Consider the following 12,393-nt stretch of genomic DNA (forward strand, 5'->3'; position numbering starts at 1 on the left):
TGCGACAGCTTACTTTCGCAGAGAGATTTTCAGGCTAACGTGTGACACCACGCTTAGACCGAGCAAAGAAGTGTTCAAAGCATTGTAATAAAGGATACTCGCGCTGCAACTCGACGATTTCTTCGCGCACGGTTTCCAGAGCCTCACCACAATAATACATACGCTGATAAAGGTTGAGAATAATTTGCCGCAAAGGGGCTTGGTCAACCAGCCGCGCCAGAGCCTGCTCATTAATGCCAATCGGTCGGCAGCGGTTACCTTCTACGCAGAAGAAGGGCGGAATATCCTGTACCACACATGACAGGGCCAAAATTTTCGCAGCAGTGCCGATTATGCAAAACTGATGCACCGCCGCTTGCTGTTCAAGCTGAACGTAATCATCAATTTCTACGTGACCTGCCAGAACGGCTCCCAGGCCAAAATGCGTAAAGTTGCCAACGGCACAGTCGTGGCCGAGGTGAATCTGTTCCATAAAAACGTTGTCGTCACCGATTTTCGTAACACCGGTTCCCTGCACGGTTCCGCGATGAAAAGTCGCATTTCCGCCAATACGATTACGATGACCAATCTCAAGACGGGTCGCCTCGCCCGCGTATTTTAAATCCTGATTAATCTCACCGAGTGAGCAATAGCTATCAATGATGTTTTCGCGACCAATGCGGGTATGGCCATTAATCACGGCATGAGAAAGGATAACCGTCCCCTCGCCTATCTCGACATTTGACTGGATATAACAAAAAGGGCCGATACGAACATTGGCCCCGATGATGGCACCTTTTTCAATAATACTGTTTCTTGCGATAACAGCCGAAGAATGGATCAAGTCACAGAACCTTAGTGAAAAACGGGCATATCAATGCAAGCAGAATAGATAAAAAGGTGTTACAACCCAGCATTGTTTAATTTATTTATTTTTTGAACTTTTTGTGCTTTGAGTTTAATAAAACAACCGCCGATGTGACTGTCAGGCTCTCTCTGTTGTTTAACTTCACAATCTTAAAAAAATTTACCTTTGGGAACAAAAACACTGTGTACTCGGCTACCAATACTGATGTTAAAATTAAAAAATTAAGGCTTTCTTCAGATTGAGGGGCCATGATATGTCGCTTTATATTGCCTTGAGGGATCTTTAAGGGATCTCCATTTGTTTCTTTCTTGTGGCACACGTTGCCAATTCGTGTTTTTTGGAGCCTACATTGCGCAACTTTATCCCTAAAATCAGCTACTTTTGGCTGACATTGTTGATTAGTTTGTACTTTACTTTTATCGTTAACTTCCCGGTTCTTCTGCACTTCTACAACATATTACATGCCCTGTCGGCTTATAAAATTGGATTCGCGCTCTCTATTCCCGTCGTTCTTTTTGCCGCGTTGAACTTCGTATTCACGCCATTTACCTTCAAGCCGATTTTCAAAATTTTCTTTATCTTTCTATTGCTTACCAGTGGACTGGCGTCTTATTCAGAATTGACCTTCCACGTGGTGTTTGACCGTGGAATGATTGAAAACATTTTCGAAACTCAGCAAAGCGAAGCGTCCTCATATTTAAACTTTTCGGTGATCTCCTGGTTTGTCATTACCGGTGTATTACCGGCCATATTACTGTTCCTGGTGCCTATCAAATATAACCAGACGATAATAAAACGCCTGGGCGTTCGCATTGCTTCGATGATTGTTTCGTTGGCAATTATTGCCGGTGTCGCGAGCCAGTATTATCAAGATTACGCCTCGGTTGGCCGTAACAATCGGACACTAAACGTCGAAATCCTGCCAACTAACTACCTCTACAGCACCGGGCAATACCTGTATCACAAGTATCTGGTCAAGCCGCTGAAATATGAGAAAGTCGGCACCGACGCCAAACTGGTGCAAAAACCGGGTCAGAAACCGACGCTAATGTTCCTGGTGATAGGTGAAACCGGCCGTGCTCAAAACCAGTCTTATAATGGTTACGATCGCCCAACCAACAGCTTCATGCAGAAAACGCCTGATGTAGTATTCTTCAATCACGTTAGCTCATGTGGCACCGCAACCGCGGTTTCCGTGCCTTGTATGTTCTCGGATATGAAACGTGTCGATTTCGATAATGACCGAGCCCACAGCAGCGACAGTTTCCTGGATATTCTGCAACGTGCTGGCGTGTCGGTTTACTGGAAAGACAACGACGAAGGCTGTAAAGGCGTGTGCGATCGTGTGCCAAATGTCACCATTCCAACCACTAAAGACGGCAAATATTGCGATGGTGAAACCTGCTATGACGCCGCCTTGCTGGAAGGTTTAGACGCTAAAATCATCGATGATGGCAAAAATAAACTCATTGGCCTGCACCTGATTGGCAGCCACGGCCCGGCTTATTACCGCCGTTATCCGGATAATTTCCGTTTCTTCACACCAGACTGTGAGCGCAGCGACATTCAGAACTGTACTCACGAACAGCTGGTTAATACTTACGATAACACCGTGCGTTACACCGATTACGTGCTGACCCAAGTGATTGCCAAGGCCAGGCAGTATCAGGACAAATATAACGTCGCGATGATTTATTTGTCCGATCACGGTGAATCTCTGGGTGAAGACGGCCTGTATCTGCACGGCACGCCGTACCGCGTAGCACCTCCACAGCAAACTCATGTTCCCATGATGTTCTGGCTATCGCCGCAATACACTGCTGCACAGGGCCTTTCGCTGAGTTGTTTACAAGAGCAGGCCGCGAAAAACGACTACTCACAGGATAATCTGTTCCATACCGTGCTTGACGCAATGGACGTGAAAACTTCGGTGATCGACCCTACGCTTGATATCTTTAAAACCTGTAAAACGGCGCAATAAAAGGCCTTAATCTTTCCGGCGCTCAAGCTCTGCGACCAAAGCATTGAGCGTCGGATCGTAGCTGTGCTGTTCACTGTTATATGTCAGATAAAGTGCAGTTTTTCTTACTGCACGCTCCCCTAACGGCAGACGCACCAACTCTCCGCTATTAATACGCTGTTGCACCACATGCAACGGAACCCAGCCATACCCCACGCCATGAACAATCGCTTCGATAGCGGTTTCTATAGTGGTAAAACTCCAGTTAACCGTCTGAGAGGCCTTACGTTTTTCATCACGCTGTGAATCGCGATCCACCAGCGTGATCAAAGGATAATGCGCTAATTCAGCGTGGGTCAGCGTGTCGGGTTTTAACAGCAAAGGATGCTCGCGGGCCGCAACGGGCACAAAATCGACGTCCATCAGCCAGCGGCTGTTAAGCGCATTCTCGGCGGGCTGAGTCGTGATATACAGATCAGCGGCGCGTTCCTGCAATTGCCGGTCGGTTTCATTACGCAAGATTTCAGTGAGCTGAAGCCGAGTATCTGGAAACTGTTGCTGAAAAACCTGAAGTGACAAAAAAAGATTCTCTTTCGGAAACACCGCATCTACGACCAGGCTAATTTGCGTTTTAACTCCCTGCCGAAGCCCCACGGCTCGCGCCTCGAGCTGGGCAAAAGCAGTAATTAGCGGTTGAGCCTGTGAAAGTAATGCCCGCCCCTGTTCCGTCAGCTCGGCTTTTCGACCCACGATCTGCAATAACGGCAATCCCAACCGCTGTTGCAAACTGGCGAGGGCATAACTTACCGAAGACTGACTGCGGTAGAGCACGTCTGCAGCCTGAGCATAACTTCCTTCATTGACGACCGTCTGTAATACGATCCATTGTTCCAGCGTGGTGTGGGGTAATTCCATAATCCAATCCATCTAGTTATTAGATTGTTATCATCACATATCAGCGTTATTCAATCGAATTTGCAAGGAGTAATGTAGGGATATCGCACCCGCTACCGGTTTGTACATCCTCAAGGAGCTAAAGATGAGCAGTTTTGATAAATCAGATTTAAGCGAGTTTATCGGCAAACATGTAGTCTATACCTATGATAACGGCTGGAATTACGAGATATACGTCAAAAATGCCGAAACTATAGACTACCGCATCCACAGCGGCATAGTTGGCAACCGCTGGGTCAAAGGCCAGCAGGCGTATATTGTTCGCGTTGCCCGGCAGGTATTTAAAATATCATGGACCGAACCGACCGGGACTGATGTCAGTTTGATTGTTAATTTAGGCGATAACGTGTTTCACGGCACAATTTTCTTCCCTCGCTGGGTAATGAATAATCCAGAAAAAACCGTCTGCTTCCAGAATGAACATATTCCGCAGATGAAAGCCTATCGCGATGCCGGACCGGCCTATCCCACTGAGGTGATTGACGAGTTCGCCACCATTACATTCGTGCGCGACTGTGGTGCGAATAATGAAGAGGTGATTAACTGCGCCGCCAGCGAGTTACCGAAAAATTTTCCTGAAAATTTGCGCTAATTTCCTAAACATCGCAATTCCTTCCAATACAAGAATGACCTGACATGATTAATTAGGGGCCTTAATAACCATTGAGGCCCTTTTTTATGCTGCCGTTTTCCAATGGCTTTCTGCTAAGCCTTTCTTTATGTCTTGATATTGGCCTTGCCAACATTGCGATGATCACTCTGGCTATGCAGCGCGGTTATTTACACGGGTTCTGGCTCGGGATCGGTACTTGCGTAGGAGATCTCATCTACGCCCTGCTCGCACTGGCTGGCATGGCGGTGTTATTGCAATTTGCAGCCGTGCGCTGGGTGCTGTGGATTGGCGGCGGGGCCATGCTGGTGTGGTTTGCGGTCAAAATGATTATTGCTGCCGTGCGTCAGGCAATTGAACTCAACGTCAACGAAGCACATCAGCCTCGATCATTGCTGCGCGAGTTTACCCGTGGGCTGCTGCTGGCCATGTCCTCGCCAACGGCAATTTTGTGGTTCGCCACTGTAGGAGGGGCTTTGATTTCTCGCATGGGCCATCAAAACGCCACGGCATCATCACAGTTTTTGGGTGGGTTTTTTATTGCTGGCGTGTTCTGGACCTGCGTGCTCTGCCTGGTCGGCAGCTTTGGCGGCAAGCTGCTTGGCCACCGCTTGCTTAAGTATTCCTATATCGCTTCGGCAATAATTTTTAGCTACTTTGCCCTCTACGTCATTGTTTCAGGGTATCGAGAATTTATTGCAACCTGATACAGCGACAAAAGAGCCGACCTGAGAAGAGTAATGTTGAGGCGTTGTGCCCATCATTTTCCTGAAAGAGTTAATAAAATGACTTTGATCGTAGAAACCTAATGCGTTGGCCGCATCTATTGGATGGACATTGTTTCTCAAAAGATGTCGCGCACGGAGCAAGCGAAGCTGCATATGATACTGCAGAGGCGGCATGCCCGTATATTGCGTGAAACGACGCACAAAGTGATATTTACTCAGCCCGGAAATTCCCGCTAAAACCTCTAACTTAGGTCTTATGTTGAGATGCTCGCGTAAATACTCAACGGCTCTTTTAATAGCTTGCTCCTCGTCACCTTCAGGCATGATTGGCGAATCAATCAGCTCGCCACACAGCCTGATAAGCTCCTGTTCCTGGGCGTCGCTATCGCAATGACGAGCAGAAACCGCATAGCGACCTATCGCATTAAACAGAATCGAGTTATCGAATACGCCTTCATACAGTATCGGCGCGCCATGCTGACTTGACAGATTACCCTCTTCAGCCACGCTTTTAAGCAATGATTGAGAAAGATGCACGCTGATAAATTCAACACTTTCATTTCCAAAACGTGAGGATTGAATTGAACCAGGGTTGTATAAAGTAACCTGCCCCCTATTCACCGTAGAAACTTTTCCAGAGAGCCAAATCTCTTCGGTACCACTCAGGTTGGCGCTGATGACATATTCATCATGAGTATGTTTCGGGAAACAGGATTGGCTCGCTTTAATACGCGAACATTCAATGCCGTTGCGGCTAAACCATTCTGAGGATTGGAGAGTCACTTTGCTTTCCTCAACTTGAAAGTGTTGCTACAAGGGGATCCCAACTCAGCAGATCCCCTAAGGACGTGAATAATTAGCGCAAGACCTTAAACAGCGCCTGATTGAACTTCTCTGGCTCCTCCATTTGCGGAGCATGGCCTAGTCCTTTGAATTCAATCAGTTTAGCGTGCGGGATTAATTTCGCGGCCTGCTTGCCCAGCACATTGTAGTGGCCCAAACGCGCTTTAACCGCCGGAGAGGCGATATCGCTGCCGATTGCCGTCGTGTCTGACGTACCAATCATTAACGTGGTCGGCACGCGCAAGTTTTTCAACTCATAGAACACCGGCTGGGTGAATATCATGTCGTAGATAAGCGCCGAGTTCCAGGCCACCAGCTTGTGTCCTGGACCTTCATTCAGACCTGCCAGCATGTCAACCCAGCGATCGTATTCCGGCTTCCATTTACCCACATAATAAGTTTTCAACTCGTAATCGTGAATACTTTTTGCTGAAAGTTTAAGCTCGCGATCGTACCACTGGTCAACGGTACGGTAAGGCGCGCCTTTGGCTTTCCAGTCTTCCAGACCGATTGGATTAACTAGCACCAGTTTTGAAACCTGTTGTGGAAACATCAGCGCGTAGCGCGTTGCCAGCATTCCACCGGTAGAATGCCCGACAATTACCGCTTTATTAATCTTCAAACTTTTCAGCAAATCGTTGGTATTAGTGGCCAATTGCTGGAAAGTGTACTGATAATGCTCAGGTTTAGTCGAGGAGCAAAAACCAATCTGGTCTGGAGCCACCACACGATAACCCTGCCCCAGCAGAGCTTTGATGGTGCCACCCCAGGTTGCACCACAGAAGTTTTTACCGTGCATCAACACCACGGTCTGACCGTTTTTCCTCCCCAGCGGCTGAACATCCATATACCCCATTTGCAGCGGAGTACCTTGAGAATTGAAAGAAAAATGCTGCAACGGGTAAGGATAATCAAAGCCTTGCAACTGCGGACCGTAGCTTGGTGCGTCAGCCGCAACCGCAGCACCAGAAGTCATAGCAACAGCAAGTAGAGAAACGGAGAGTAATTTTTTTACTGAAAAGAGCATCTGATAATCCCTGATAAATTGCCAGGATACGGCATTAAGTGGAAATAATAATGGGTTTGTTTTCAGGATTGAATCAGAAAGAGTGACATATTATATATTCATCAATCCACAGCCTTTTAGTTAAAAGAAATTTTTAGAATTCCTCACGACAGCAACATTAACGTGAGCTACGTTTGATAAGATGAACGCTCAAGTGGCATAAGCTGCGGTTGCTGGTACCATTCTTCGGGTTTTGGACATGCGTTAATTATAACCGACTGAATGTTCACACTTTGCGAGCAAAAAGATGATCAAATGGCCATGGAAAAATAACCAACTAAAAATCGATAAAAGCGAAGTCTGGCAACAGGCTCTTGAGATCCCGCTGCTATCGGATTTAAATCACCATGAACAGCAGCGACTTATTCGCGTTGCCGGTCAACTTTTACAGCAAAAAAGACTGCTCCAGCTGCAAGACGTCTCACTTGATGAAATGATGCAAGCCAGGATTGCCCTGTTGTTTGCCTTACCGGTGATGGAGCTGGGCGCGGAATGGCTCGACGGATTTCATGAAATCTTGCTCTACCCGACCCCCTTTATTGTTGATACTCCATGGCAGGATGAAAACGGCATTGTTCATTCAGGCAGCCAGGTGCAGTCGGGGCAAAGCTGGGATCAGGGGCCGATTGTGCTGAACTGGATTGACGTGCAAGACTCCTTCGATAAGTCCGGCTTCAATCTAATTATCCACGAGGCTGCTCATAAACTTGATATCCGCAATGGCGGTGAGGCAACCGGCATACCGCCAATTCCTCTGCGAGAGGTTGTCTGCTGGGAGCACGACCTGTTTGCAGCAATGGAAAATCTGCAAGACGAAATCGATATGGTGGGCGAAGAGGCCGCCAGCATGGACGCCTATGCCGCCACTGACCCCGCCGAATGCTTTGCCGTGTTATCGGAATATTTTTTTAGCGCACCGGAGCTACTTTCGCAACGCTTCCCCCTGGTTTACGGCCATTTCAGCCGATTTTACAAACAGGACCCGCTGATGCGACAAGCTCGCGGCAAGATTGCTGACTGCTGATTTTTCAGCAGCGAGGGCTGAAAAAGGCGTTATTTCATCAATATCGTTCAGTAGATGAGCAGTCGAACGCCAAGGCGTAATTTCGCGTTGACACGCTATCTCTCTCTGGATATGATGCGCCCCGTTCACACGATTCCTCTGTAGTTCAGTCGGTAGAACGGCGGACTGTTAATCCGTATGTCACTGGTTCGAGTCCAGTCAGAGGAGCCAAATTCTTGTTTTCATGCCTCTTTGCGAATCCTTATGTGATTTAGATTCAATAAGTTAGCGCGAAAAATCTTCCCGATGCATTTTTAGTTTTCCCTCTGCATCGGGAGAATTTGGTGGTCAGATTTGGGGTCATGTTGGTTCGATGACGGAGTGACCCCCAAATGTCTCTTAACGATTCAAAAATCCGCAACTTAAAACCATCCGAAAAACCCTTCAAAATTTCCGATTCCCATGGTCTGTACCTGTTGGTTAATCCAGGCGGTTCACGTCTCTGGTATCTCAAATATCGTATCAATAGAAAAGAATCTCGCCTTGGCTTAGGTGCCTACCCTGACGTGTCTTTGGCTGATGCTCGTCAACAGCGTGATGGTATCCGTAAACTCCTCGCGCAAAATATCAATCCAGCACAACAGCGCTCTGCTGAAAGAACCACTTCCACACCAGAAGAAACCTTCAAACATGTGGCACTGGACTGGCATAACAGCAACCGAACATGGTCTGAGAACCACGCATCCCGCCTGCTTGCCAGCATGAACAATCATATATTTCCTGTGATTGGACACTTGCCGGTAGCTGAACTGAAACCTCGTCACTTTATCGACCTGCTGAAAAGCATTGAGAAAAAAGGTCTGCTGGAAGTCGCAGCACGTACCCGGCAGCATATGTGCAACATCATGCGTCATGCCGTACATCAGGAGTTGATAGAGCACAATCCCGCGGCAAATCTGGAGGGTATAATCTCCCCTCCAGTTAAACGTCACTACCCTGCCCTTCAGTTGGAGCGGCTACCGGAACTATTGGCTCGCATTGAGGACTACAAGCAAGGACGAGAGTTAACCCGTCTGACCGTATTACTCACCCTTCACCTATTCATCCGTTCCAGCGAGCTGCGTTTCGCCCGTTGGTCTGAGATCGATTTCAAAAATAGAATCTGGACCATTCCTGCCACTCGCGAGGCCATCCCTGGTGTCCGCTACTCTGGGCGTGGTGCAAAAATGCGCACACCACATATCGTTCCACTCTCCCGTCAGTCCATCGCTATTCTGAAACAGATACGGGAAATATCCGGGCATCGCGTGCTGATATTCCCCAGTGACCATAATCCGTATAAGCCAATGTGTGAAAACACCGTCAACAAGGCGTTGCGCCTGATGAGATATGACACAAAAAATGAAATCTGCGGCCACGGATTACGGGCAATGGCCTGTAGTGCCCTGATGGAGTCTGGCCTATGGGCACAGGATGCGGTTGAACGGCAGATGAGTCACCAGGAGCGTAACAGCGTTCGAGCGGCTTACATCCATAAAGCAGAATATCTCGATGCCCGTAAAGCGATGATGCAATGGTGGTCGGATTATCTGGATATGTGCCGGAAAGCGTATGCTCCACCTTATATTTGTGGGAAGGAAATCAGTTGCACAATGGGATAACCCTTCTGACAAAATAAACCACAGAAATAGCCGTATCAGTCTGGTACTGATTCGGCATTTTTCTGGCTTCAACTCGAAGAAATTGTTAAGCCGTTTATGAGCATCTTCAACCGAATTGACCTGCGTGAATCGAAAGTGTTAGGTCCGCTTATCATTTAGAACTATCCACGGAAACGGATTAGGTCAGTTATGAGCGAAAAACGGACCTGAATTCAATCGGCTTTAATGGCGTTTACGCGAGTGCAGGCAGTGGAATACACGAAGTATCATTTGGGTCACGTATTCAATGTGTAGATTTAGTCATTGTAGGTAATACTCACGCTCGATGAATGTACCGATAATTTTGTCATGCATTTCTACTGATTTTGAGTATCTGTCGCTACCGATGTAAAATGGGTCTTCCGCAACTTGGGTGGATCTGATCATGCAAGAGGACTCATTACTCGCCGTCTCAGCAACTCGAACCCGGCACGACCATACATTTGGCGTTTCAACATCTTCAGTCGGTTTACATGCCCCTCAACAACTCCGTTACTCCACCTGGAACAGATAGCTTCAACTGTTGCGGCTGCATCAGATTCCATTCCTGCAGCAACCCGTTGCAGATCAATAAGCCCGCTTTCGCTTACATTGATGAACCACGGGTTTAACAGTGTTTTATTTTTCGTTTTCAGCATTCTGTAAAAGTCGAGTGCCAGCTGCTGTGCCATTTTCAGCTGAGGCTCTTTTTCGCACATCAACCCGATGAACCGTGATGCGTAGTTTTCTTCCCCTCTGATTATTCTCCAGGGCATCAACCAGCGGCTGACCCTTGAGGCTGAGGGAAGACGGACTGAAGCAATGATCGGATCTGTCCCCCCCTTCCGCCATTTGGTAATGGCATCTCTGACTGTTGTTTCACTGCCGGTGAAGCCCATAGTCACCATTTCCCGCCATATCTGGCTGGCATTATGGTTACCATTTTCCCATTGTTGTTCCAACCAGACGCGCCATGAGTCAAGAAGGCTCGCCTTCGGTGGCCTGGTTGACATCTCAGGGAACGTAACCGACTGTATCCATCGGCGAACAGTCACCCGCGATAACCCGGTGATACGAGATATTTCCCTGATCCCTCGCCCATTTTTATGGAGTGAGCTCACTTCCACCCAACGTTCATGCCGCTTTTCACGTCTTTGCTGCTTGATCCGTTCCGGAAGGAGAAGTACTGGTGAGGTTGCTGATTGAACTTCAGGATCATTCTTTTTGGGCGACAGTTCAGTGGCAACCAGTCGTATCAGTGGCATATGCCGGTACATCATCCGTTCCAATGCGTCACCAATATTCTTCAGGAGGTGCCAACGATCGGCGACCTGCCTGGCCTGCGGAGCACCATCACGTGCGGCCATCGCATAGATGCCACCGCGATCGCGTGAGACAACCTGTATTTCCGGATATTTTCTGAACCAGGCCGCCAAGGCACGTTGTTCGCGTCCTGGAAGAAGTACCAGAGGGCGATGAGTATCAAGATTGACGATCAACGTGCCATATCGATGACCACGATGCCATGCCCACTCATCGATCCCTACATGCGGGGTTACAGCTTGTACTGGTTCAGACGCCTGAACCACTCTGCGCAACAGAGTATCAGCGCTGGTTTGGATACCGGTGGCTGTTGCGGCCCGCTTCCCGGCCTCGCCACCGGCGATTAGCCCCAGTTGATGCTGTAAATTCTGCAGAGCCTCTGAGGATTGCTGCTTAGAACCAGCGAAAGGGACCAGAGATTCAGTGAAGATTTTACGCGAGCACGCCGGGTTACGGCAGTACCAATGGCGGACAGCAAAAGTTAGATAAAGCGTTTGTCCTGAGCACGGAAGATGCTGTATACGCCGCCGTCGGCAACTATGTACGGAACTACTGCGCTTCAGGCATTCAGGGCAATTGGCTGATTTCCGGGTAGCCCGGAGATTGATACTCACCCCGAGTGGGCTAGTGATTTGTTGGAAGACCAGCCATCCGCGCGGCAACTGTAACAGAGCCTGAAGTGACGTCATTTGTTGTCGCTAACTTAAAACAACTTAGATCCTTGTTAACTAATAAGTTTCATTTATTTTCTTCCACCCAAGTTACGGAAGACCCACAATTCGTTTGAGACGGGGTTCCCATGCATACCACAACCAGCGCTGCTGCTTCTTGTTGCCTACAAATGACCACATTTCATCAACTTCGCAGATGAGCTGGATTTGCAGGTTGTCCAGTGGCAGCGTAGTTACACATCGCGGCGAGAGTTTTTTAAGGTGCGCACAACAGCATTGATACTGATATGCAGCGCCCGTGCGGTATCGCGGATACCTGAGTTGTTCATAGCAAGGTCAAGGATTTGCTCTTTCATACCCGGGTGACAAGCGCGATAAGCGTAATCGAGCTGGAAAGTTCGGCAGCACATTTGACACCGAAAACGCTGATGACCGGCTTTTCCCAGACCGTGTTTTTTAACGGGTCCAGTCTGTTCACAAAATGGGCACTTCACATCAACTTTTGCCATTCGATAGACTCTGTCAAAAGGGTGATCTTACAGTACAATCAACACTTTGAATACTTGACCAAATTTCAGAAGCACGTCTAGTAAACGGGCTTCTTGCTTTTCATGCTCCGGTGCCTTGAGCGCTTATTCCGATGTTTCTCTGGCTGACGTCCGGCATCAACGTGATGGCATACTTAAGTTATTGCCCAGAACATACTACC

The 12,393-nt window shown here is 48.1% G+C and carries 10 protein-coding genes, 1 tRNA gene and 1 pseudogene; 6 read left to right on the forward strand and 6 right to left on the reverse strand.

Going from position 1 to position 12,393, the window contains the following annotated elements; all coding sequences use genetic code 11:
• Positions 1-34 precede the first annotated feature (34 nt).
• The gene (gene lpxA, locus SPM24T3_RS02665) at positions 35-823 is read right to left on the reverse strand and encodes an acyl-ACP--UDP-N-acetylglucosamine O-acyltransferase (RefSeq protein ID WP_009635149.1); all 789 of its coding nucleotides are present in this window, start codon (positions 821-823) and stop codon (positions 35-37) included.
• Between the two features lie 373 nt (positions 824-1,196).
• Here lpxA and SPM24T3_RS02675 point away from each other — a divergent pair, with 373 nt between their 5' ends.
• The gene (locus SPM24T3_RS02675) at positions 1,197-2,828 is read left to right on the forward strand and encodes a phosphoethanolamine transferase (RefSeq protein ID WP_009635151.1); all 1,632 of its coding nucleotides are present in this window, start codon (positions 1,197-1,199) and stop codon (positions 2,826-2,828) included.
• A 6-nt stretch (positions 2,829-2,834) separates the two neighbouring features.
• On the opposite strand, the gene SPM24T3_RS02680 is transcribed toward SPM24T3_RS02675, so the two are convergent.
• Complete coding sequence (locus tag SPM24T3_RS02680) at positions 2,835-3,722, reverse strand: LysR family transcriptional regulator (RefSeq protein ID WP_009635152.1); 888 nt, start codon at positions 3,720-3,722, stop codon at positions 2,835-2,837.
• Between the two features lie 124 nt (positions 3,723-3,846).
• Here SPM24T3_RS02680 and SPM24T3_RS02685 point away from each other — a divergent pair, with 124 nt between their 5' ends.
• Complete coding sequence (locus SPM24T3_RS02685) at positions 3,847-4,353, forward strand: phenolic acid decarboxylase (protein WP_009635153.1); 507 nt, start codon at positions 3,847-3,849, stop codon at positions 4,351-4,353.
• Between the two features lie 86 nt (positions 4,354-4,439).
• On the forward strand, positions 4,440-5,078 hold the full coding sequence (locus SPM24T3_RS02690; RefSeq protein WP_009635154.1) for a LysE family translocator: 639 nt from the start codon (positions 4,440-4,442) through the stop codon (positions 5,076-5,078).
• On the opposite strand, the gene SPM24T3_RS02695 is transcribed toward SPM24T3_RS02690, so the two are convergent.
• Complete coding sequence (locus SPM24T3_RS02695) at positions 5,049-5,882, reverse strand: AraC family transcriptional regulator (protein WP_009635155.1); 834 nt, start codon at positions 5,880-5,882, stop codon at positions 5,049-5,051. The genes SPM24T3_RS02690 and SPM24T3_RS02695 overlap by 30 nt on opposite strands.
• Before the next feature lie 73 nt (positions 5,883-5,955).
• A complete protein-coding gene (locus SPM24T3_RS02700) occupies positions 5,956-6,969 on the reverse strand; it encodes an alpha/beta fold hydrolase (RefSeq protein WP_009635156.1) in 1,014 nt (337 codons plus the stop codon).
• 286 nt (positions 6,970-7,255) lie between these two features.
• Between SPM24T3_RS02700 and mtfA the strand changes: the two genes are divergently transcribed.
• The 3 genes from mtfA to SPM24T3_RS02715 all read left to right on the forward strand — a co-directional run bounded on the left by mtfA (position 7,256) and on the right by SPM24T3_RS02715 (position 9,672).
• On the forward strand, positions 7,256-8,032 hold the full coding sequence (mtfA, locus tag SPM24T3_RS02705; protein WP_009635157.1) for a DgsA anti-repressor MtfA: 777 nt from the start codon (positions 7,256-7,258) through the stop codon (positions 8,030-8,032).
• Positions 8,033-8,166: 134 nt separating this feature from the next.
• A tRNA-Asn gene (locus SPM24T3_RS02710) sits at positions 8,167-8,242 on the forward strand.
• A gap of 161 nt (positions 8,243-8,403) precedes the next feature.
• Positions 8,404-9,672: an integrase arm-type DNA-binding domain-containing protein gene (locus SPM24T3_RS02715; RefSeq protein ID WP_009635158.1), complete on the forward strand. Its 1,269-nt coding sequence runs from the start codon at positions 8,404-8,406 to the stop codon at positions 9,670-9,672.
• 422 nt (positions 9,673-10,094) lie between these two features.
• Here SPM24T3_RS02715 and SPM24T3_RS02720 read toward each other — a convergent pair whose 3' ends face one another.
• Positions 10,095-11,702, reverse strand: a complete 1,608-nt coding sequence (locus SPM24T3_RS02720; RefSeq protein WP_009635160.1) for an ISL3 family transposase — start codon at positions 11,700-11,702, stop codon at positions 10,095-10,097.
• Between the two features lie 84 nt (positions 11,703-11,786).
• Positions 11,787-12,193, reverse strand: a pseudogene (locus tag SPM24T3_RS02725) (IS1 family transposase); the annotation flags it as partial.
• Between the last annotated feature and the right edge of the window lie 200 nt (positions 12,194-12,393).

Origin of the sequence: Serratia sp. M24T3, from assembly GCF_000257645.1 — a bacterium.
GTDB lineage: Bacteria > Pseudomonadota > Gammaproteobacteria > Enterobacterales > Enterobacteriaceae > Rouxiella.